Here is a 20590-nt window from a genome sequence, read left to right as displayed (position 1 = left end):
CGAACCTGCGCTAACCTGACCACGCGACCTGAGGAATTCCGATGAGCAACTCTGGGGAATTTCGATGAGCGCCATCACCACCACGAGTAGCTCAGGCCGACGGCGGCTGCGAGGATGCGCGCGAGTCGATCGTTGCCCGGCCCGAAGCTCAGAATCTGGCGGTGCGCAGCCTCGTGGGCCAGGAAGGCCGTCTGCGTGAAAACGAGACCGAGGGCCGCCGCGATGAGCAGTTGAAACCAGGAATCGCCTAGCAGAAGGAAACCCGTCAGACAGCCGCCGAAGGCCGCGATGAGACTCGCCGATACGCACCAATAGAACCACGGTGTTCGTTGCAGCAGGCCACGTTCTCGGGCTTGGGAAGCTACGTCGAGGTAACCGGAGGCGTGCCGGCTGAAGGAGGTCTCGTCCGCGTAGAGGGCACGGCCAGTCGTATCGGCTGGGGCCGTCGCGGGGGTAGCAATCGTTATGGTGTTGTCCTTTGAACGACGGGAATCGAGCGTGGATAAGGCAGAGGGCGGGTCCGGAACGAAAGTGTTCGGACCCGCCCTCTTGCAAATGTCAGGTTCAGGCGGCCTGGATGTTGGAGGCCTGCAGTCCCTTGGGGCCGTTGACGACGTCGAACTGGACGCGCTGGCCCTCTTCGAGGTTGCGGTGTCCGGAGCCGGCGATGGCGGAGAAGTGGGCGAAGAGGTCGGCGGTGCCATCCTCGGGGGCGATGAAGCCGAAGCCCTTGTCCGAGTTGAACCACTTCACGGTGCCGAGAGTCATGTCTATTCCTTTGATACTGGTGTGTGCACGAGGTGCGTACGGTCCGTGCCGACTAATTCGGTACGGAAAGAAGAGGGGGCCGCGTCGCGGCATCCGGGTAGGATCCTGGAGAGAAGGAGATCGTGGCGTCTTGGACGCGACGTTCCCCGCTGCTGAGAGCGGAGGAAGCCATCGCCAACCTAGGTACAGGATGGCGGCATATCCCCGACGAAGAGTCAGGGGATGAAGAAGATGATGTGAGAATCCGATTCGCTGCGCGCAGTGCTAGATGTGGACGTGCGCTTGACCTTGGAGAGGGGCGTCATAGCTACCCTCGCCATGACCCGGACGAAGTCCAGATCATCCCGTGCCCACTGCTCAGAGCGGCGACGCGGTTCATCCCACCATACACCACCCGCAGCGCATCGCACCCAGTGATCTGCGATGAATGAGGTTTTGCGTGGCCGCAGACCCCCAGGGCGAAACTGAACCGTCCTCATATAAAGCACGTATACGCGGACTCAGGTGTCACCAACCACACCTTTGTCCGCGACGATTCACCGCGCCGTGCACGGCCCGCCACCATGCCCATGTGAAAGCAACGGGCGGCGAGGACGCTGGTACCACTCCTCAGACGCTCGCCCCCCCGGAAAGGTCGTTCGCGAACGGTTCCTCAATTCCCGGCCGACGTCGGGCCCTTGGCCTGGGTACCCCGCTCTCCCACACTGGAGGCATGGCCGAGAACACGACGCAGTGGACCGACGTAGACCCCGTCGCCTGGGTGGAGGCAGTGGAGCACCCGACCCGCCGCACGGACGGGCTCGCCCTGCTCGCGCTCCTGCGCGAAGTCACGGGGCAGGAACCGCGGATGTGGGGGCCCAGCATCGTGGGCTTCGACGAGTACGCGTACTTCTACCCCACGGGGCACTCCGGCACGGCGCCGGTCATGGGCTTCAGCCCGCGCAAGGCTTCGCTCTCGCTCTACGGCTTCACGGGGCAACCCGAGGAGGCGGAGCTGCTGGCCAAGCTCGGCAAGCACAAGATCGGCAAGTCCTGCCTCTACATCAACAAGCTCGCGGACGTGGACCCGGATGTGCTCCGCGAGCTGGCGGTGACGGGCTTCAAGAACGGCCTCGAGTGGAAGGCCAAGGGCGAGGCCGGGGAGATGGCGTACTGATGTCGGTCACGCACCGGCGCCTGAGCGAGCAGACCACCGAGCATTCGCGGGCGTTCGACGCGCCGGCGGGGCTCCTGCAGCGCGCCCACGTGGACCCCGAGCTCTTTGCCCGCTGGATGGGGCCGGCCGGCACCACCCTGAGCTTCGAGCGCTTCGAGCCCGTCACGGGCGGCGCCTTCCGCTACACGGTGCGCGCTGGCGCGGGCGCCTGGACGTTCAACGGCGCCTATCACCTCGTCTCCGCGGACCGGATCGTCCACACATGGCAGTTCGAGGGCGAACCGGGGATCTCCCTCGAGGACGTGCGCTTCGAGGCCCTGCCGGGGAACCGGTCGCGCCTCGTCGTCACGTCTACGCACGCCGACGCCTCCATGGCACAGGAGTTGGAGGAGCACGAGATGGCCGACGAGGAGCTCGCCGCCAATCTCGGGCGGCTCGCAGCGCTGGTGGCTACGCTGGCCTGAGCGCCCGACGGCGTGTGGTCGCCTCGGCGCCGCCCGGCCGGGCGCGGGCGCCGGCCTCGTCCTCGGCGCTACGCCGCACTGCGCGAGGAGCGCATCGCCTTCTTCTGCTTGAGCTCCGGGTCGGCGCTGAAGCGCTCGTACTCGGGGGTGCCGAGCGGCACCAGGGCCACGCGCCCGCGCTCGTCGTGGTGGAAGCCCCAGCCGTAGCGCTTGGCCAGCGGCGAGGAGCGCAGGCAGGCCTGGTCGCGGGAGAAGAACTCGTCCCACGCGGCGTCGCGTTCGTCGTCGGAGAGGCCCTTGCGGCGGGCGTGCACCTCGAAGAGCAACTCGTCCGAGGTGTAGGCGTACGGTCGGCCCTGCAGGAGCGTGAACTCGAGCTCCGCGATGGTGGGGCCGGTGTCCCCCGGCGGCGGTGTCTGTGCAGCTTGCACGGGCGAATCGTCGGAGACCTGGATGAACGTGTTGGTGTAGTTCGTGGTGCTCATGCGATACGACCTCCGCGGTTCGAGGGGGCTGCTCGGGTTCTCCACCATGACGCCTCGCGCGTGAGGGGTCAAGGGGTCAGCAACCCCGCCCCCCGGTCGGGGGTCTCAGATCGCGTATTCGGGCTGGCGCAGCTCGCGGAACGTGGAGTTGTGGAAGACGAGCGGCTCGTGCTCCTCCTGGTGCGTGGAGACGCCGTGGACCTCGAGCAGCACCACGTGGTGGTCGCCGGCCGGGATCTCGGCGTGGACGCTCGTCTCCAGCCACAGGGCGGAGCGGTCAAGGAAGAGCGCTCCCTCCTCGGTGTCCGTGAGGGAGAGCCCGGCGAAGCGGTCGCCCTGCTTGGAGGCGATCTGGCGGCACACGCCGTGATGCTCGGCGCCGAGGATCGAGACGCCGATGCGGCCGGACTGCTTCACGATGGGCCAGGTGTTGGAGGTGTTCTGCACGGCGAAGGAGACGAGCGCCGGCTCGAGCGAGACGCCCACCGTGAAGCTGGAGGCGACGATGCCCTGCGGGGCACCGTCGATCGTGGCGCACAGCGCTGCCACGCCGGACGGGAAGCGGGCGAAGGCGTTGCGCAGCAGGGTGGGTTCGAGTTCACGGGTCAGCGACATGGCGCACCTCATCAAGGTCGGTGCCTGCCCAGGCGAAAGGGAGGCGGTACTTGCCCGTGACGGTCACACGGGCCGAATCCTCACCTGGGGCACCCCAACTACCGCGTCGAGGGTTGCCGGCGGACTAGCCAGGGCTTGTCATCCGCGCTCTTGATTCACGTGAAACGCTACGAACTCGGCGTGGCTACCTTCAAGTCCGTTGCGTCACATAACGACAGCTTTGGCCACCCAAGGCAACGGCACGACGTCGTGCGCTCGTCTTGGGTGCCCCACAACGCAACGAGGGCCCACCCGGAAAACCGGGTGGGCCCTCGTTGTTGCCGTCCCGCCGATCGCCGCGAGGCGATCAGCGAGAAGAAATCACTTCTTGGAGGACTTCTTCTTGGACTTCTCGGCCACGATCTGCAGATCGATGTTGGCCAGGACGTCCTCGTGCAGGCGCACGGTGGCGGCGTAGTTGCCCGTGGACTTGATGACCTGGGCGATCTCGATGTTGCGCTTGTCGACCTTGCCGAGGCCGGCGGCCTCGATGGCGGCGGCAACGTCGGCCTGCTTGACGGTGCCGAACAGGCGGCCCGCCTCACCGGCCTTGACGGTGATGTTCACCGGGGTCGAGGCGAGACCGGCGGCGATGCGCTGGGCCTCCTCGAGGTTGGCCACGGCGCGCACGGCGCGAGCAGCCTTGATGTTCTCGATCTCCTTCTCCCCACCCTTGGTCCAGGTGATAGCGAAACCGCGGGGGATCAGGTAGTTACGAGCGAAGCCGTTCTTGACGTCGACGATATCGCCGGCGGTACCAAGACCAGTCACTTCGTGGGTCAGGATGAGCTTAGCCATTCTAGATCTTCTCCCTTTTCTCAGCCGCGGCCAGCGCCGGAGTACGGCAGCAGAGCGACTTCGCGGGCGTTCTTGATGGCCTGGGCGATCTTGCGCTGCTCCTGCACGGAGACACCCGTGACGCGGCGAGCGCGGATCTTCCCGCGATCAGAGATGAACTTGCGAAGCAGCGCGACGTCCTTGTAGTCAATGACCTTGACGTCGGCGGCCTTCAGGGGATTGGACTTCGGTTTCGGCTTGCGGATTTCAGCCTTAGCCATCGTGGAGCTCCTTCGTTGAAGCGGAGCCCGCGGATCGTGTTCCGCGGGATGGTGATTGTGTGGGTAGATCAGAAGGGAGGCTCGTTGGAGCCGGGGACCTGGCCCCAGCCGCCACCGTTGTTGCCGCCGGCAGGCTGACCCCAGGGGTCGTTCTGCTGAGCGGGGGCGCCCCAGTCGTTGCCGCCACCGTTGGAGTTGCCCCCACCGAAGCCGCCGTTCGACTGGCCACCGCCCTGCTGGCCGCCGCCGAAGCCACCGCCGTTACCGCCCTGACGGGTGGTGCGGGTGACCTTCGCGGAGGCGTAGCGGAGCGAGGGGCCGATCTCGTCGACCTCCAGCTCCATCACAGTGCGGTTCTCGCCTTCCTTCGTCTGGTAAGACCGCGACTTCAGCCGACCCTGGGCGATCACACGGGTGCCCTTGGTCAGCGTCTCGGCAACGTTCTCCGCCGCCTCACGCCAGACCGACGCGCGCAGGAACAGGGTCTCCCCGTCCTTCCACTCGTTGGACTGGCGATCGAACGCACGGGGAGTGGAAGCGATCGTGAAGTTGGCAACGGCCGAACCGGACGGCGTGAAACGCAGCTCGGGGTCGGACGTGAGATTGCCGATGACCGTGATGACGGTATCGCCTGCCATGGTGCCTCCTACTTGCCTAGTGTCTTGGTCTTAAACTGCATCGCCTCAGGCGATGCGCTGATCCTCGGGGCGGATGATCTTGGTGCGCAGGATCGCCTCGTTCAGCGTCAGCAGGCGGTCCAGCTCGGTGGACGTGGCCGGCTCGGCGGTGAAGTTGACGACGGCGTAGATCGCCTCGGACTTCTTCTTGATGTCGTAGGACAGACGACGACGGCCCCAGATGTCGATCTTGTCGACGGAGCCACCCTCGTTGGTGACGACCTCGAGGAACTTGTTGAGCGTCGGCTCAACGGTGCGCTCATCGACCTCGGGGTCGATCAGCACCATCAGTTCGTAGGCACGCATGTGAACCCACCTCCTTTGGACTTAACGGGCGCGGTCTTTCCACGCCAGGAGGTTCTTTGCGTGTCGCCTTCCGTCCCCTCACCCAGGTGGGCGCGGACGCAAGGCAACCCCACTAGTCTACGTCACACCCGAGGACTCTCTCCACCCCCTTCCATGGTGGGCCGGGCCACAGTGCCCGACGTCGCGCGCTCGCCTGGGGCTCCCGGGGCCGGGGCGGGCGCGGGGCCGGGGAGTGCGGGGCTGGCGCGGGGCCGGGGCGGTCGGGGCCGTTGGCCCGCCTAGCCCTTGGCGGGGCCCAGGGTGCCGCGCGGCAGGCGGGCCTCGAGGTCCGCGGCTAGGGTCCCGAGATAGGTGTCCCCCACGTGGTTGGCGTCCCGGTAGACGAGGACGTTGCCGATGACGGCGGGGCAGCTCGAGTCCGAGCAGAAGCGGTCGGTGAGGTCCACGACGCTGACCCCGTCCAGCGCTTCCGCGGCCTGCGCCAGCCCGTCGGCGTGCAGGGCCTTCTGCTTCGGCGTGGAGCACGCCTCGGGGCGCGTGGGGTTGGCCGCGACGCAATCGCGCGCCTTGGCGTTCCCGCGCAGGGCGGGCCACGGGGTGTCGCGCAGGACCACCACGCGGGACCCCGCCCGCTTGAGCCGTTCGAGGTAATCGCCGTAGCCCGGGCGCGAGTCGGAGACGAAGCTGGACCCCGTCCAGGAGGACACGATGACCGTGTCCGGCGGGTCCTTCTCGAGGGCCCGCATGGTCGCCTCGTTGGGCTTGGTGCACACGGAGTAGCCGTCGCGCTCGAGCTTGCGCGGCACGGAGGAGAAGGGGCAGGACTTCTTCACGTAGCTCACGAGCTTAGTGCCGCGCTCCAAGGCGAGCGTGTTGAGCACGTCGAGCCACTGCTCGGCGTGCGAATCGCCCACGAGCGCGATCGTCCGCTTGCCGTGCTTGTCGCCGAACTCGCAGCGCGGCGTCGAGTCGGCCTTGGCGTCGCCGAAGCAGCCGGGATCGGTGCGGCGGTCGTACCCGGCCCGCGCGGGGATCGGCACCACGGCGTTGCCCTTGACGAAGGGGCCGCCCTCCGCCACATCCCAGGCCTGCGCGCCGAAGCCGGGCGGCGGGTTCTTCGCGAGCTCCGCGGCGGCCGCCGCCTGCTCGCGGCCCACGGCCTCCGCGCGAACGCTCGGCACCACGGCGACGGCCGCGACCAGCGCCGTCGCCGCCGCGCCGATGCCGAGGGCGCGCCACGTGTGGCGGGCCGTGAAGCGCCAGTTCCGCGCCGGCCGCTCGACCAGGTAGTAGCTCGCGGCGGCGAGGGCCAGGCCGAGCAACCGGAGCAGCACGGCCTCCCACCAGCGCGGCTTGCGCAGGGCCAACTGCGTGAAGGCGACCACCACCGGCCAGTGCCACAGGTAGAGCGAGTAGGAGACGTTGCCGACCCACTGCACCGGCGCCCAGTCGGTCAGGGGGTGCAGCGAGCCCCACCCTGAGGTCCGCCCCGCCGCGATGATGGCGAGCGTTCCCACGACGGGCAGCACGGCGCCGGGCCCGGGGAAGGGCGTCTGGGCCGTGTAGCGCAGCGCCACGAACACGAGCACGGCGAGGCCCGCGAGCGCCACAAGCCGGCGCACCCAGCCCGGGGCGGACCAGCCGGCGGCCGGCAGCAGCGCGGCGAGCAGGCCGCCCGCCGCGAGCTCCCACACGCGGGTCGTCGTGACGAAGTAGGCGGAGGGGTCCGAGCCCAGCACGAGGGCGAAGGAATACGCGAGCGAGGCGAGCAGCACGGCGCAGAAGATCAGCACGGCCCAGGCGCGCACGCGCGGCGGGGCGGGGGCACGACGCCGCCCGCTCGCCCGGGCGGCGCGGCGCACCGCCCAGCCGGCCAGGACGGCGGCTGCCATCACCACGAAGGGCCAGAACACGTAGAACTGTTCCTCGACCCCGAGCGACCAGAAGTGCTGCAGGGCGGTGGGTTGGTTGTCCTTGGAGAGGTAATCGACGGAGTCGAAGGCGAGCACCCAGTTCTGCACGCTGAACACGCTCGCGAGCGCCTGCTTGGAGATCTCCGCCCATTGGGTCACGGGCCAGATGAGGAGCGCGGCGAGCACCACGGCGGCGATCGTGACGAGCGCTGCCGGCATGATGCGCCGCACGCGGGCGGCCCAGAAGCGCGGGAGCGACACGCGCCCGTTGGCCTCGACCTCGCGCAGCAGGTGCCCCGTGATGAGGAAGCCGGAGATGACGAAGAAGACGTCGACGCCCACGAAGCCGCCGGGGGCCGCTGCCGGGTACAGGTGATAGAGCACCACGAGGCCCACGGCGAGGGCCCGCAGGGCCTGCACCTCGGGCAAGAAACGGCGGGGTGCTGGCCCGGCGGGGTCGATCACGATGTCACGGGCGCTGGGCATGCCCCCTAGGACATCAGGTGCCGGTGAACGGCAGGTGGCCGCGGGCCGAGCGGGGCGTGAAGCCGCCAGGCGTCGGCCGCGGCGGGCGCACAAGAAAGGCCGGGGAGGGTCTCCCCTCCCCGGCCTCACGCCGCGCGCACGGCGTTCCCTAGGCGGAGAAGAACGCCCCGGCCACGCGGGAGAGATCGTGCAGATCGGAGACCCCGGCCAGCTCGCGGGCCGAGTGCATCGAGAGGATCGGGATGCCCACGTCCACGGTGCGCAGGCCCAGGCGCGTGGCCGTGATGGGGCCGATCGTGGAGCCGCACGGCACGTCGTTGTTTGACACGAACTCCTGGCTCGCGATCCCGGCCGCCTCGCACCAGCCGGCCCACGCCGCGGCGCCCACGGCGTCGGTGGAGTAGCGCTGATTGGCGTTGATCTTGAGGATCGGGCCGGAGCCGAGCACGGGGCGCACGTTCGGATCGTGCTTGCCGGCGTAGTTCGGGTGCACCGAGTGGCCCACGTCCGAGGAGAGGCACCAGGAGGCGGCGAAGGCGCGGTAGCGCTCCTCGATCCCGGCGCCGAGCTGCGCGTAGACGCGCTCCAGCACGTCCTCGAGGAACGGGCCGGCCGCGCCAGAGCGCGAGGCGGAGCCGAGCTCCTCGTGATCGAAGGCGGCGAGCAGCGCGATGGAGGCGCCGCCCTCCACCACGGCGGGGGCGCCGGCGGCGAGCGCCACGGTGCCGGCGTGCACGCTGGCCAGGTCATCGAGGCGGCCGGAGGCGAAGAAGACGTCCCCGGCGCCGAACGCGGCGCCGCGCGCGGAATCGGCAACGACCAGGTCAAAACCGCGGATGCGGGAGGCATCCACGCCGGCGGCCGCGGCGACCTCGCCGAGCAGATCGGCATCGGCGGGCGTGCCGAGGCCCCACACGGGCTGCGTCTGGGCCTGCTTCTCCAGGGCCAGGTGCTCGTTGGCCCCGCGATCCAGGTGGATCGCGAGCTGCGGGAGGCGCAGGAGGGGACCCGTGGAGGCCAGGGCGACGGAACCGTCGTCGAGCACGAGGCGGCCGGCGAGCGTCAGCTCGCGATCAAGCCAGGAGTTCAGCAGCGGGCCGCCGTAGACCTCCACGCCGGCCTGCAGCCAGCCCTGCGCGCCCGTGGTGGGCTTGGGCTTGAGCTTGAAGCCGGGCGAGTCGGTGTGGGCGCCGAAGACGTTGACGGGCGTCGTCGCGGAGGCAGCGGCGGGCACGGCCCAGGCGATCGCCGCGCCGTCGCGCACCACCACAAAACGCCCGCCGGCCTGAGCGGGCCAGGCCTCGTCCTCGTTCAGCCGCGTGAAGCCCTCGGCCTCGAGCCGGCGCGCCACCTCCTCGGCCGCGTGGTAGCTCGAGGGGGACGCGGCGACGAAGTCGGCGAGGTCCTCGGCGTGGTTCAGGGCTGCCGGGGTGACGGGCATGCGGACCTTCTTTGGGGAGAAGCGTGTGGGGTGTTCCTCATGCTAGCCCGCACCGTTGCCCCGCCCCCCCCGCCCGCGCTGGGATACTGGGAGCCCGCGCCGGGACCCGGCGCCCAGCGCCAGCCGCCGGCGGCACGCAGGCCCACCCACCCAGGAGCACCATGGCAGCCAAGATCATCCTCGATTGCGATCCCGGGCACGACGACGCCGTCGCCCTGCTCCTCGCGTGGGGCAACCCCGAGGTCGAGCTCCTCGCCGTGACCACGGTGGCCGGCAACCAGACGCTGGAGAAGGTCACGCGCAACGCGCTCTCCGTGGCGCGCGTCGCCGGGATCACGGGCGTGCCCTTCGCGGCCGGCGCGGACCGCCCGCTGCTGCGGGAGGTCCAGGTGGCCGACGGCGTGCACGGCGAGTCCGGTCTCGACGGCCCGGTCCTGCCCGAGCCCACCATCGAGCTTGATGCGCGCCACGGCGTCGACCTCATCATCGACACCGTCATGGCCCACGAACCAGGCACCGTCACCCTCGTCCCCACGGGCGCCCTCACGAACATTGCCCTCGCCGCGCGCAAGGAGCCGCGCATCGTGGAGCGCGTCAAGGAGGTCGTCCTCATGGGCGGCGGCGTGCACGAGGGGAACTGGTCCCCGGTGGCCGAGTTCAACATCGTGGTGGACCCCGAGGCCGCCCACATCGTCTTCTCCGCCGGCTGGAAGGTCGTCATGATCGGCCTCGACGTGACGCACCGGGCGCTCGCGACGCGCGCCGTACGCGATCGCGTCCTGGCCCTCGGCACGGGCCCCGCCCGCTTCGTCGACGAGCTGATGGACTTCTTCACCCAGGCCTACGAGGACAACCAGGGCTTCGACGCCCCGCCCGTCCACGACCCCTGCGCCGTCGCCTACGTCATCGACCCCAGCCTCGTCACGACGGTCAACGCGCCCATCGACGTGGAGACCCAGGGCCGCCTTACGACGGGCATGACCGTGGTCGACCTGCGCTCCCCCGCCCCCGCCGACTGCCCCACCTGGGCCGGCCGCGACCTGGACGCCGATCGCTTCTGGGACCTCGTCATCGACGCGCTGGAGCGCATCGGCGAGCCGGCCGCCTGAGGCGGCCACGCCGCGCCGGCCCAAGATGCACGACGGCGCCGTCCCCGCCTCAGCCGGGCACGGCGCCGTCGCGCTGTGGACGGGCCGGCCTCAGCCCTCGCCGCCCGGCGTGACGATCCCGTACTCGTAGGCAAACACCACGGCCTGCACGCGATCGCGCAGGTTCAGCTTGGCGAGCACGCGGCGCACATGGGTCTTGACGGTCGCCTCGGAGACGAAGAACTCCGTGGCGATCTCCTGATTCGATCGCCCGGCGGCCATGGCGCCGAGGATCTCGCGCTCGCGCGGGGTGAGCTCGGCCAGGCCGCGGGCCACCTCCGGCGGCACCACGGGGAGGGCCGCCGTGGCGGTGGCCTTCGCGGCGCCGCCCGGACGCACATAGGCCTCGAGGAGGCGCTTGGTCACGCGCGGCGCCACCACGGCGTCGCCGCTGGCCACGAGCCGCACGGCACGCACGAGCTCCTCGGGGTCAACGTCCTTGAGCAGGAACGCCGACGCCCCGGCCGTGAGGCCGTTGAAGGCGTACTCGTCCAGGTCAAAGGTCGTCAGGATGATGACGCGGGTGTCGGGGAACTCCCCCACGATCCTCCGCGTCGCCTCGATGCCGTCCATGACGGGCATGCGCACGTCCATGAGCACCACGTCGGGCTTCAGCCGCGCCACGAGCTGCACCGCGGCGGCGCCGTCGGAGGCCTCGCCCACCACGTCCAGGTCGTCCTCCGCGTCGAGGATCAGGCCGAAGCCCGTGCGCAGCAGCGGCTGATCGTCCACCAGGGCCACCCGGATCGTGTTCTCGCTCATGACTCCTCTTCCCGGCCGCGCGCGGCCCGCGATTCCTGTCCCTGCGGGGCGGGAAGCCAGGCCTCCACCCCCCATCCACCGCTCTCGAGCGGGCCCGCCGTGACGGAGCCGCCGAAAAGCCTGGCGCGTTCAACCATGCCAGAGAGGCCGATGCCGCTGCCCTGCGAGCGCGGCCGACGGCTCGCGTGGCGGCCGTCGTCGCGCACGCGCAGGTGCACGCCGTGCTCGTCCGCGCGCATCCAGACGAGCACCTCGCTCGGTTCCTTGGCGTAGCGCAGGGCGTTCGTCAGGGACTCCTGCACAATCCGCACGGCGCTCAGGCGCAGGGCCGGGTCCTCGGGCAGCAGGCCCTGGCGGTCCACGCGCAGCGGCAGTCCCGTGGCCCGGAAGCCGTCCAGCATTTCGTCCAGGTCGGCACCGGCGCCCGCGGGGCCGAGCGGTGCGTCCCCGCCCTCGGCACGCAGTACGCCGAGGCTGCGGCGCAGATCGGCGAGCGCCGTTCGGCCCGTCTTCGACACGTCTCCCATGACGGACAGTGCGCGCTCCGGGTTCTTGGCCCCGACCTTCCGTGCGCCGTCCGACAGCGCGATCATGACGGAGAGCGAGTGCGCCACGATGTCGTGCATCTCGCCGGCGATGCGGTTGCGCTCGCGGCCGCGCGCCAGGTCCTGCGCCCGCCGGGCCCAGCCCTCGAGCTCCGCCTCGTGGAGGCGCTGATTACGCACCCAGGCGCCGAAGAACACCACGAGCGCGTTGACGAGCGCGTAGCTGCCCACGAGCATCACGAACAGGACCACATGCGCGGCCGGGTCGGCGCCCTCCGCCAGCGCGTCCCACGAGCCCGACTTGGCGTACCAAATGAGCAGGCAGACGCCCTCGAGGACCGTGACGATGAAGGCCACGGTGTACACGCGCGCCGCCGCGTATTGGCGAGCCACGGCGTAGAGCGCGAACCACAGACCGATGCCCATGGACGAGAGCGGCAGCGCCAGGAGCATGGACCCAAGCTCCAGCACCGTCACGATCACGAGCACCGCCAGCGGGAAGCGGCGGCGGAAGAAGAGGGCCCCGGCGATGAGCGCTATGACGGCAAAGACCCACGGCCAGGAGGGATCGGTCTGGGCGATCGAGAAGATCATGGTGAGCAGCGAGAGCAGGATGTAGCCCGCGCAGACCGCGAAGTCCATGATCAGCGGATGCGCGCGCACGTAGCGGCGCAGCTTGGAGTGGTGGCGGTCCCCCAGGGCCTGCCACACGTCGTCTCCGTCGGGGATCCCGCGCAGGGCGTCCCAGCCGGCGGGCGGCGGGGCGGGCTGGGAGGAGGCGCCCGACGTCGGGCCGTTGCCTGGGGTGCCGGGCGCGCCGGAGGGCGCGTCCCCCGTGGGGGACGCGCCCTCGGCGCGTTCGGTGGGTGGCACGGCGGCGGTCACCGCACCGCGCGGCGCACGGTTGCGACGTAGCCGAGCACGAGCGGAACGATGACCCAGAAGCCGATCATGAGCCACACGTCCCACGTGGCGAGGCGATCCACGGCGGTCATGCCGGCGGCCTCGATGTCCTCCGTCGTGGCGCCGGAGAGCAGGCTCGCGGAGGGGCGCAGGGCGTCCACCGCGGCCGTGGGCAGGTGATTGCTGATCCAGCCGACGAACTTGTTGCCCATGAAGGCCAGGCCCACGAGCACATTGCTGATGACGTAGACAAAGACGGCCACGGTCACCACAGCGCCCGTGGTGTTGCGCATGAGGGCGCCGAGGCCCAGCGCCATGCACACGATCACCATGACGTAGAGGCCGGAGATGAGGGCCTCGTTCAGCATGCGACCATCGCTCTGCGCCCCCATCCCGGTCAGGTTGAAGGCCAGGGCGGACACGAGGCTCGCGAGGGCGTACATGGCGGTGCCGAAGACGAAGCCGAGCACGGCGTGCAGGAGCACCTTGGCGCCGTAGACGAGCCCGCGCCGCGGCACGGCGCTGTAGCTGCTGACGGCGGTGTGGGTCGTGTATTCGCCGGCCAGCTGCACCACGGCGTTTGCCGCGACGAGCAGGGCGCCGATCTGCAGGCCCAACCCGCCCATCTGGGCCACGAGGAACCACGGGGCCTTGACCTCGTACTCGCCGGCCTGCGAGCCGATCGCGAACGAGACGCCGGCGGAGAAGAGCACCATGACCACGGCGCCGGAGAGCAACAGGATGGTCGCCGAGCGCAGCGACCAGAGCTTGCGCCACTCGGAGCGCAGCACGCGCCAGAAGGTGACGCGGGCGCCGGCCAGGCTCGGGTTCTCGGGGACGGTATCGCGCGTGTACGCACCCTGGACGCTCATCGGAGGACCTCCTGCGGCTGGGGGGTCTGGACCCCGGAGCGGTACTCGACCTCTGCGGCCGTGAGGCGCAGGTAGGCGTCCTCGAGGGAGGTCTTCACCTGCGTGAGTTCGCTGAGCATGACCTGCGTTTCGAAGGCCACGCGGCCCACGTGGGCGGCGTCGAAGCCGCGCACATCGAGGCGGTTCGCGTCGAGCCGGCGCACATCGGCGCCGCCTGCGTGCAGCGCGTTGCCGAGCGCCGTGGTGTCGGAGGCACCCACGAGCACGTGGTTCTCGCCGAGGCGCGAGGTGAACTCCTCGAGCGAGGCGTCGGCGAGGATCCGGCCGCGGCCGATCACCACCACGCGGTCGGCGGTCTGGGCCATCTCCGACATGAGGTGGGAGGAGATCAGCACGGTGCGCCCCTGGGAGGCCAGGTCGCGGCAGAGCCGTCGCACCCAGGTCACGCCCTCCGGATCCAGGCCGTTGACCGGCTCGTCGAAGAGGAGGACCTGCGGGTCTCCGAGCAGCGCGGCGGCGATGCCGAGGCGCTGACCCATGCCGAGGGAGAAGCCGCCCGAGCGCTTGTCGGCGACGGCGCCCAGGCCCGTGAGCTCGAGGACCTCGTCCACGCGCTGGGCGGGCAGGCCATTGGAGTCGGCGAGCGCCAGGAGCGAGGTGCGGGCCTTGCGGGCCGGGTGCAGCGAGCGCGCGTCCAGCAGCGCTCCCGCCGTGCGCAGCGGCGCCGGGTGCTGCGCGAGGGGGCGGCCCATGATGGTGGCGGTGCCGCTCGAGGCGGTCTCGAGCCCCATGAGGATGCGCATGGTGGTCGACTTGCCGGCGCCGTTGGGGCCGAGGAAGCCCGTCACTTGGCCCGGCTGCACGGTGAAGGAGACGTCGCTCAGCGCGGCCTTTCCCCCATAGTCCTTGCTCAGGTGGCTGATCTCGATCATGCCGCCCACGCTATCGGCCCCGGGCCCGCCCGGTCATGACCCGGAGGGATGATCCCCCGGCTCGGTTCCCGGCCGTTCCTCCCCCGCGAGGGGGAGGGGGCACCCGCTGCCGGGGCGGCGTCGGGCACTGGGGCGGCGTCCGCCGCCCCCTCCAGGGAGGGGGCGTCCTCGAGCGAGGGCACGACGGCGGGCGGCGTGCCGGGTGCCTCGGCGGGGGCCCCGGCCCCCAGCGGCACCGCGCCGACCGGCACGGCAACGGGGGCCGTGAGCGGCGCTGCGTGGCGCGCGCCCGGCATCGGGGCGGGCGCGGGGCGCTTGGGCGGGTAGGCGTCCCGCCCGGCGAAGAGGCCGCCGAGCGGATCCACGAGACCCACGCGGCGCACGGGGTCGGTCTCGGGGCGCAGGACGCTGCGCACCACGAGGAAGCAGATCCAGCCGAGCGAGACCATGTGGCCCAGGATCAGGAGCACGAAGAGCTCGTCGGGGAAGCGGCCCTTGGCGTTCTCGTCGCCCGAGTGCATGTAGAGGTACATCCAGATGCCGGCGAAGTGGGCCACCTCGAAGAGCTGCCACGTCAGCAGGGCGCGCCAGCGGGGGTACGCGAGCGCAGCGAGCGGCACGAGCCAGAGCACGAACTGCGGCGAGTAGACCTTGCCGACCAGCACAAAGGCGGCAACGACGAGGAAGACGAGCGAGGCCACGCGCGGCGGCTGCGGCGCCGTGATGCCGAGCGCGAGGATGCCGAGGCAGGCCAGTGCGAAGGCGGCGAAGCCGATGATCGTGATGGCGCTCGGGGTGGTCTGCAGGGCGGGCAGCCAGCGGCCCACCGAGAGGTCCCACGCCTGATAGACGGAGGAGTTGCCAGCGCCGCGGCTGCCGCTGAAGGAGTAGAAGGTCCACCAGCGATCGAAGGACGCGATCGCGAAGGGCACGTTGACCACGAGCCACGCGGCGGCGGCGCCCGCCGCCACCTTGAAGAAGGGCTTGTAGATGCCCGTGCGGATCGCGATGACGAGCAGGGCGCCCAGCGCGAGCGCCGGGTAGAGCTTGGTCGCGGCGCCCAGGCCGATGAGCGCGCCGGCCAACCACGGGTGCTCGCGGCCGAGGGCCAGGAGCCCGAGCGCCAGCATGGCCACGGCCCACATGTCCCAGTTCACCGTGAGCGCGAAGAGCATGGCCGGGCTCGCCGCCACGATCGCGGCGTCCCAGATCCGGCGCCCGGAGGACTTGGCCACGGCGAGGACCACCACGGCCCAGAGCGCCACGGCCAGGAAGGTGTTGATGTCGAAGTAGGCCAGCAGCTGCTGGCCCGGCTCGAGCGAGCGCGGCACGAGCAGCGAGACCACCGAGGCGATGCCAGACATGAGGACGGGGTACTCGAAGGGCTCCCCCGAGGAGCCGGTGAAGGGCGCCCAGGGGTCGGCGGCAAAGCCGCGGCCGCCCCACAGCGCCGTCCAGTCGGAGTAACACATGCCGACGAAGGCGTTCTGGGCGCCGCCCCAGCCGTTCTGCCTGCACACGTCCTTGGAGAGCACGGCCAGCAGGCCGAAGACCGTCACGATGACGAGCAGCACGCGCTCGACCCGCCAGAATCCGGGGCTCACGACGCCCGGCTCCGTGCGGCGGCCCAGCGGGCCGCCGATGGCGCCCACGAGGGAGCGAAGGAACGCATCGTTGCGGCTGGGCACCGTGATGCGCAGCGGACCGCGGCGGTGATGTCCCTGGGGATCCTGGCTCGACATGCGCCCCAGCCTACGGGGGAGGCGGGCCGGGGGTCCTTTTACCAAGGATTGGATGTATCCTGACGCCGTCAGCAACTCATGCTCGATGTCGAGGGGAACATCCCATGAAAAAGACCTTGCCGCGTTTCTTGTCCTTGTCAGCCGTCGGAGTGCTCGCGCTCGCCGTCACGGCGTGCGCCGCCGGCGAAGGGGTGCCGGGTGTCCCGGGCGTCGGCGTGACCGGGGCTGCCCCGTCGATCGACGTGCCGACCATCACCACCACGGTGGATCCGCCCGCTCCGTCAAGCACCACCCCGGTCCCCACGGAGTCCTCCGAGGACCCCTTCCCGACCGAGTCCTCGGACGATCCCTTCCCGACCGAGTCCTCCGACGACCCGTTCCCGACGGAATCCTCCGAGGCACCCGTGCCCACCCCGACGGGGAGCGAGCGCCCGTACAGCCCCACCGACAAGTGGAACGCCGACAAGGCCGTCTGCTCCTCGGCCCGCGACGCCATGCTGTACCGCGACTCGTCGCTCCCCTCCGACAAGGCCTACGAGAGCTACCTGACGCGCGCCAAGCAGCTCAAGGCGCTCGAGGCCAAGGCCACCATCGCGGAGGTGAAGACGGCCATTTCTGCCCTGGCGAACTTCAACCAGAAGATGGGCACCGCCATGAAGGAGCGCGACTCCAAGGGCATGGTGGACCTCATGAAGGAGATGACCAGCGCCACTGGCGACTACCGCAAGTCCTCCGCACTGATCTCGGCCTGCAAGGGCGGGTACATTCCCGGCACCTACTGATCCGCCGCTGATCCACCGCTCGCGAACGGGCCGTCCCTTGCTTAAAGGGGGGGCGGCCCGTTTGCGCGGGCCGGGTGACGCAAAGTGTTCGGCTTCGTCACCTGGCATTCACCCAGCCCCGGTGTGGGCGTCACCCTGGCTCCTTAGCGTCGTGGACGTGAACGCAGCAGAGCACACCCACCGCACCGACCGCGTGGTCGTCGTCATCCCGGCCCGGGGTGGCTCCAAGGGTGTCCCCCTCAAGAATCTGCGGCCCGTGGCCGGCCGCTCGCTCGTGGCCAGGGCCGTTGACGCGGCCAGGGCGGCCGCCCTCGTCACCGACGTCCTCGTGAGCACCGACCACGCCGGGATCGCCCGCGAGGCCGTCGCCGCCGGCGCCCGCATCGTGGAGCGCCCCGACGAGCTTTCCGGCGACACGGCGAGCAGCGAATCCGCCGTGCTCCACGCGCTGGACACCCTCGCCGCCAACGGGCAGCCGCAGCCCACCATCACGGTGCTCCTGCAGTGCACCTCCCCCTTCATCGACCCCGCCGATCTGGACGAGGCCATCCGCCGCGTGCTTGTCGGCTCCGCCGACGTGAGCTTCTCCGCCGTGGAGGACCACGGCTTCCTCTGGACTCGAGACACCGCGGGCAACGTGCTTGCCGTGGGGCACGAGGCAGCGCACCGCCCGCGCCGCCAGGACCGCGCGCCCCAGTACCGGGAGACGGGCGCCTTCTACGCCATGCGCACCTCCGGACTGCGTGCCTGCCGCCATCGCTTCTTCGGCACCATCGACATCCTCGAGGTGCCGGCCTGGACCGCGCCGGAGATCGACACCCTGGAGGACCTCCAGGCCGTCTCCGAGCTGGCCGCGCGCCGCGCCCACGCCGCCGGCTCCGCCGCGCTGTTGGACGTGGACGCGCTCGTGACCGACTTCGACGGCGTGCACACCGACGACGCCGCGTACGTCAGCCAGGACGGCACGGAGACCGTGCGCGTCAATCGCGGAGACGGCCTCGGCGTCTCCCGCCTGACCCGCGCCGGCGTCCCCCTCCTCATCCTCTCCACGGAGGTCAACCCCGTGGTGAGCGCCCGCGCCGCCAAGCTCGGCGTCCCCGTCCTGCACGGCATCGCCGACAAGGCCGGCGCCCTGCGCGAATGGATGCGGGAGCACCGCCTCGACCCACGGCGCGTGGCCTACCTCGGCAACGACGTCAACGACCTGCCCGCGCTGCGCCTCGTCGGCTGGCCCCTCGCCGTGGCGGACGCCCGCCCAGAGGTGCTCGCCGAGGCCCGCCTGACCTTGGCCGCCAGCGGCGGCCACGGCGCCGTCCGTGAGGCCTGCGAGCGCGTGCTCGCCGGTCGAGCGGCGGCCCAGGCCGCGCCGTCGGGCACCCCCTTCTCTCACGTTCATCCCGGCGCCGCCCCGGCGCCGGAACTCCACACCTCCCCGGTCGCGACCGCGACCGCGTGAGTCCCTTAAGAAAGGCACACGCGATGACCACCATCGATTCCACCCGCGCCACCCAGCCCGTGCAGATCGGCGAGAACCTCCTTGGCCCGGACCAGGACGTCTACGTGATCGGCGAGATCGGCATCAACCACAACGGCGATATCGAGGTGGCCAAGCAGCTCATCGACATCTCCGCCGAGGCCGGCGCCAACGCCGTGAAGTTCCAGAAGCGCACGCCGGAGATCTCCACCCCCCAGGACATGCGCGACAAGATCCGCTCCACCCCGTGGGGCGACATGACCTACCTCGACTACCGCTACCGCGTGGAGTTCGACGAGTCCCAGTACAAGGAGCTCCTCTCCTACGCCGCCGAGCGCGGCCTGGACGCCTTCGCCTCCCCGTGGGACGTGCCCTCCGTGGAGTTCATGGAGAACCTCGGCGCCGTGACCCACAAGGTCGCCTCCGCCTCGGTCACCGACATCGAGCTGCTCACCGCCCTGCGCGAGACGGGCAAGCCGATCATCCTCTCCACTGGCATGTCCACGATCGAGCAGATCGACAAGGCCGTGGAGACCCTCGGCACCGACAAGCTCGTGCTCATGCACGCCACCTCGACCTACCCGCTGCCGGCCGAGGAGGCCAATCTGCGCATGATCGAGACCCTGCGCGAGCGCTACCAGGTGCCCGTGGGTTACTCGGGCCACGAGCGCGGCCTGCAGATCTCCCTCGCGGCCGTGGCGCTCGGCGCCGTGACCGTGGAGCGCCACATCACGCTGGATCGCACCATGTGGGGCTCGGACCAGGCCGCGTCGCTCGAGCCCAAGGGCTTCGCCTCGCTCATCCGCGACATCCGCATCCTCCAGGACGCCCTGGGCGACGGCGTGAAGCGCGTCTTCCCGGGCGAGCTGGCCCCACTCTCGCGCCTGCGCCGCGTGGACGCCTGAGCGTGCCCGACGGGCTCGGCGGGCGGCGAGTGTAGGCACCGCCCGCCGAGCCGAAGTGCTCGACGACGCCGGGTCGCCCCTTCGCGGGGCGGCCCGGCGTTCCGCCGTGCTGGGGTGGGCGGCCCCGGATTCTCACCCCCGTGCCCGGATTCTCACCCCCGCGGCGTCGTTGCACCGTCCCCGGGACGGTGCAGAAACGCCGAGGGGGTGCAAAGTCAGCGAGGGGGTGAAAAACGGGGCAGCGGGCTCAGTTGCTCAGGGCCAGCTCGGCGCGGAAGAACGCGTCGGCGTCGCGCCGCGCTGCTGCCCGCTCGGCCGGATCCTCCCCGGCGGCCTCGAAGACCACGGCGCGGGCGAGCTCGCGCTCCACGAACTCGGCCAAGACCGCCGGCACCTCCCCGGCCCCCATCTCCCGGGTGCGGGACTTGAGCGCGATGAGCCCCTCCGCCGCCGAGCGGACGGCGGCGCCGGGGTTCGCCTCGGCGAGCAGCGTGGGCAGGTCCATGGGAGGCAGGATGCGGTCCGGGTGCTCGGCGAGCCAGTGCAGCGCGGCTGCCGGGCGCAGCACGTAGAAGAAGCGCTTGAGATTGGCCCGGCCCAGGCGCTGCTGGCGGGCCACGTGCAGGTAGTGCCGGCCGAGGTCCTCGCGCCGCGTCACCCGCTCGGCGAGCGCCAGGGCACGATCCCTGAACGCGGCGTCCCCGAAATACACGATGGGCGAGCGCAGCCACTCGAGGGCCGCTGCGTTGCCCTTCACGATCAGACGCACGGCCTTGGCCAGGTCCCAACCGTTGACGTCGAAGACGGCGTCAAGCGGCGTCTCGATGACGTCCCGGACGGGCCACAGGGACAGGTAGTCCGCGGCGGGGCGCAGGTACAGGAAGCGGGCGTCATAGTCGCTGTCCGGCGAGGGGAAGCCCCACGCGCGCGATCCGGATTCGATGGCCCAGAGCACGCGCACGCCGTGGGCGGCCTCCACGCCGGAGAGCCGCTCGTCGATGCCGGCGACGACGCCTGGGTCAAGGGAGGCTGGGACGGTGCGCATGCCCCCGGAGACTACCCCCGGCGCCTGGGCGAGCGCTTTGCCTCGCGTTCACCTTGGCGTGGAGTAGGGGCC

General features: G+C 70.7%; 21 protein-coding genes and 1 riboswitch. Of the genes, 6 read left to right on the top strand and 15 right to left on the bottom strand.

The features are described 5' to 3' along the window. Positions 1–564: 564 nt before the first annotated feature. Complete coding sequence (locus DWB68_RS14060) at positions 565–768, bottom strand: cold-shock protein (RefSeq protein WP_119425750.1); 204 nt, start codon at positions 766–768, stop codon at positions 565–567. A 712-nt stretch (positions 769–1480) separates the two neighbouring features. On the opposite strand from DWB68_RS14060, the gene DWB68_RS14055 reads away from it, so the two are divergent. After that, entirely contained in the window at positions 1481–1924 is a 444-nt protein-coding gene (locus tag DWB68_RS14055; protein WP_119425749.1) for a DUF1801 domain-containing protein, read from the top strand. Then, a complete protein-coding gene (locus tag DWB68_RS14050) occupies positions 1924–2388 on the top strand; it encodes an SRPBCC domain-containing protein (protein WP_119425748.1) in 465 nt (154 codons plus the stop codon). Before DWB68_RS14055 ends, DWB68_RS14050 begins: the two co-directional genes overlap by 1 nt. A gap of 68 nt (positions 2389–2456) precedes the next feature. Here DWB68_RS14050 and DWB68_RS14045 read toward each other — a convergent pair whose 3' ends face one another. The 8 genes from DWB68_RS14045 to DWB68_RS14010 form a co-directional block, all read right to left on the bottom strand. After that, a complete protein-coding gene (locus DWB68_RS14045) occupies positions 2457–2873 on the bottom strand; it encodes a DUF6157 family protein (protein ID WP_119425747.1) in 417 nt (138 codons plus the stop codon). A 105-nt stretch (positions 2874–2978) separates the two neighbouring features. Further along, on the bottom strand, positions 2979–3488 hold the full coding sequence (locus tag DWB68_RS14040; RefSeq protein WP_119425746.1) for a flavin reductase family protein: 510 nt from the start codon (positions 3486–3488) through the stop codon (positions 2979–2981). A gap of 41 nt (positions 3489–3529) precedes the next feature. Next, positions 3530–3644: riboswitch (SAM riboswitch) on the bottom strand. Positions 3645–3848: 204 nt separating this feature from the next. Beyond that, positions 3849–4325, bottom strand: a complete 477-nt coding sequence (gene rplI / locus DWB68_RS14035; RefSeq protein WP_119425745.1) for a 50S ribosomal protein L9 — start codon at positions 4323–4325, stop codon at positions 3849–3851. A 20-nt stretch (positions 4326–4345) separates the two neighbouring features. Then, positions 4346–4585 (bottom strand): 30S ribosomal protein S18, encoded by a 240-nt coding sequence (rpsR, locus tag DWB68_RS14030; protein WP_119425744.1) that lies wholly within the window; start codon positions 4583–4585, stop codon positions 4346–4348. Positions 4586–4653: 68 nt separating this feature from the next. Beyond that, on the bottom strand, positions 4654–5223 hold the full coding sequence (locus DWB68_RS14025) for a single-stranded DNA-binding protein (protein ID WP_119425743.1): 570 nt from the start codon (positions 5221–5223) through the stop codon (positions 4654–4656). Between the two features lie 45 nt (positions 5224–5268). Continuing rightward, complete coding sequence (gene rpsF / locus DWB68_RS14020; protein ID WP_119425742.1) at positions 5269–5568, bottom strand: 30S ribosomal protein S6; 300 nt, start codon at positions 5566–5568, stop codon at positions 5269–5271. A 278-nt stretch (positions 5569–5846) separates the two neighbouring features. Next, positions 5847–7967 carry an acyltransferase family protein gene (locus DWB68_RS14015; protein ID WP_119425741.1) on the bottom strand — a complete coding sequence of 707 codons (2121 nt, stop codon included), beginning with the start codon at positions 7965–7967 and terminating at the stop codon, positions 5847–5849. Positions 7968–8115: 148 nt separating this feature from the next. Next, a complete protein-coding gene (locus DWB68_RS14010; protein ID WP_119425740.1) occupies positions 8116–9408 on the bottom strand; it encodes a M18 family aminopeptidase in 1293 nt (430 codons plus the stop codon). A 161-nt stretch (positions 9409–9569) separates the two neighbouring features. Between DWB68_RS14010 and uriH the strand changes: the two genes are divergently transcribed. Further along, complete coding sequence (gene uriH / locus DWB68_RS14005) at positions 9570–10517, top strand: uridine-preferring nucleoside hydrolase UriH (RefSeq protein ID WP_119425739.1); 948 nt, start codon at positions 9570–9572, stop codon at positions 10515–10517. A 90-nt stretch (positions 10518–10607) separates the two neighbouring features. Here uriH and DWB68_RS14000 read toward each other — a convergent pair whose 3' ends face one another. From DWB68_RS14000 to DWB68_RS13980, 5 genes are read right to left on the bottom strand one after another with little or no spacing between them, the layout of a single operon-like run. Beyond that, the gene (locus DWB68_RS14000) at positions 10608–11318 is read right to left on the bottom strand and encodes a response regulator (protein ID WP_119425738.1); all 711 of its coding nucleotides are present in this window, start codon (positions 11316–11318) and stop codon (positions 10608–10610) included. Beyond that, entirely contained in the window at positions 11315–12736 is a 1422-nt protein-coding gene (locus tag DWB68_RS13995; RefSeq protein ID WP_147391698.1) for a sensor histidine kinase, read from the bottom strand. Before DWB68_RS13995 ends, DWB68_RS14000 begins: the two co-directional genes overlap by 4 nt. 8 nt (positions 12737–12744) lie before the next feature. Then, the gene (locus DWB68_RS13990; RefSeq protein WP_119425736.1) at positions 12745–13638 is read right to left on the bottom strand and encodes a hypothetical protein; all 894 of its coding nucleotides are present in this window, start codon (positions 13636–13638) and stop codon (positions 12745–12747) included. Continuing rightward, entirely contained in the window at positions 13635–14570 is a 936-nt protein-coding gene (locus tag DWB68_RS13985) for an ABC transporter ATP-binding protein (protein ID WP_119425753.1), read from the bottom strand. The genes DWB68_RS13990 and DWB68_RS13985 overlap by 4 nt, the downstream gene beginning before the upstream one ends. Continuing rightward, positions 14567–16312, bottom strand: coding sequence for a glycosyltransferase family 87 protein (locus DWB68_RS13980; RefSeq protein WP_199700467.1), 1746 nt, complete (start codon positions 16310–16312; stop codon positions 14567–14569). The genes DWB68_RS13985 and DWB68_RS13980 overlap by 4 nt, the downstream gene beginning before the upstream one ends. Before the next feature lie 134 nt (positions 16313–16446). On the opposite strand from DWB68_RS13980, the gene DWB68_RS13975 reads away from it, so the two are divergent. From DWB68_RS13975 to DWB68_RS13965, 3 genes are all read left to right on the top strand, one after another. Next, a complete protein-coding gene (locus tag DWB68_RS13975) occupies positions 16447–17094 on the top strand; it encodes a hypothetical protein (RefSeq protein ID WP_119425735.1) in 648 nt (215 codons plus the stop codon). A gap of 157 nt (positions 17095–17251) precedes the next feature. After that, a complete protein-coding gene (locus DWB68_RS13970) occupies positions 17252–18550 on the top strand; it encodes an acylneuraminate cytidylyltransferase (protein WP_199700466.1) in 1299 nt (432 codons plus the stop codon). A 23-nt stretch (positions 18551–18573) separates the two neighbouring features. Further along, a complete protein-coding gene (locus DWB68_RS13965) occupies positions 18574–19473 on the top strand; it encodes an N-acetylneuraminate synthase family protein (protein WP_119425734.1) in 900 nt (299 codons plus the stop codon). 247 nt (positions 19474–19720) lie between these two features. Here the strand turns inward: DWB68_RS13965 and DWB68_RS13960 are convergent, their stop codons facing one another. Then, a complete protein-coding gene (locus DWB68_RS13960) occupies positions 19721–20518 on the bottom strand; it encodes a nucleotidyltransferase domain-containing protein (RefSeq protein ID WP_119425733.1) in 798 nt (265 codons plus the stop codon). Between the last annotated feature and the right edge of the window lie 72 nt (positions 20519–20590).

The organism is Galactobacter valiniphilus (genome assembly GCF_003575975.1).
GTDB classification, from domain to species: domain Bacteria; phylum Actinomycetota; class Actinomycetes; order Actinomycetales; family Micrococcaceae; genus Galactobacter; species Galactobacter valiniphilus.
The sequence above is the reverse complement of the archived record's forward strand: the minus strand, read 5'-3'. Positions and strand labels throughout refer to the sequence as shown.

Bases quoted from the DNA above. Each gene is read 5' to 3' on its own strand.
- rpsR (WP_119425744.1), bottom strand. From the start codon at position 4,585: ATGGCTAAGGCTGAAATCCGCAAGCCGAAACCGAAGTCCAATCCCCTG.
- DWB68_RS14000 (WP_119425738.1), bottom strand. From the start codon at position 11,318: ATGAGCGAGAACACGATCCGGGTGGCCCTGGTGGACGATCAGCCGCTG.
- DWB68_RS13965 (WP_119425734.1), top strand. From the start codon at position 18,574: ATGACCACCATCGATTCCACCCGCGCCACCCAGCCCGTGCAGATCGGC.
- DWB68_RS14050 (WP_119425748.1), top strand. From the start codon at position 1,924: ATGTCGGTCACGCACCGGCGCCTGAGCGAGCAGACCACCGAGCATTCG.
- DWB68_RS13980 (WP_199700467.1), bottom strand. From the start codon at position 16,312: ATGTCGAGCCAGGATCCCCAGGGACATCACCGCCGCGGTCCGCTGCGC.
- DWB68_RS14015 (WP_119425741.1), bottom strand. From the start codon at position 7,967: ATGCCCAGCGCCCGTGACATCGTGATCGACCCCGCCGGGCCAGCACCC.
- DWB68_RS14025 (WP_119425743.1), bottom strand. From the start codon at position 5,223: ATGGCAGGCGATACCGTCATCACGGTCATCGGCAATCTCACGTCCGAC.
- rplI (WP_119425745.1), bottom strand. From the start codon at position 4,325: ATGGCTAAGCTCATCCTGACCCACGAAGTGACTGGTCTTGGTACCGCC.
- DWB68_RS13985 (WP_119425753.1), bottom strand. From the start codon at position 14,570: ATGATCGAGATCAGCCACCTGAGCAAGGACTATGGGGGAAAGGCCGCG.
- DWB68_RS14010 (WP_119425740.1), bottom strand. From the start codon at position 9,408: ATGCCCGTCACCCCGGCAGCCCTGAACCACGCCGAGGACCTCGCCGAC.
- DWB68_RS14040 (WP_119425746.1), bottom strand. From the start codon at position 3,488: ATGTCGCTGACCCGTGAACTCGAACCCACCCTGCTGCGCAACGCCTTC.
- DWB68_RS13990 (WP_119425736.1), bottom strand. From the start codon at position 13,638: ATGAGCGTCCAGGGTGCGTACACGCGCGATACCGTCCCCGAGAACCCG.
- DWB68_RS13960 (WP_119425733.1), bottom strand. From the start codon at position 20,518: ATGCGCACCGTCCCAGCCTCCCTTGACCCAGGCGTCGTCGCCGGCATC.
- DWB68_RS14060 (WP_119425750.1), bottom strand. From the start codon at position 768: ATGACTCTCGGCACCGTGAAGTGGTTCAACTCGGACAAGGGCTTCGGC.
- DWB68_RS14045 (WP_119425747.1), bottom strand. From the start codon at position 2,873: ATGAGCACCACGAACTACACCAACACGTTCATCCAGGTCTCCGACGAT.
- DWB68_RS14055 (WP_119425749.1), top strand. From the start codon at position 1,481: ATGGCCGAGAACACGACGCAGTGGACCGACGTAGACCCCGTCGCCTGG.
- uriH (WP_119425739.1), top strand. From the start codon at position 9,570: ATGGCAGCCAAGATCATCCTCGATTGCGATCCCGGGCACGACGACGCC.
- rpsF (WP_119425742.1), bottom strand. From the start codon at position 5,568: ATGCGTGCCTACGAACTGATGGTGCTGATCGACCCCGAGGTCGATGAG.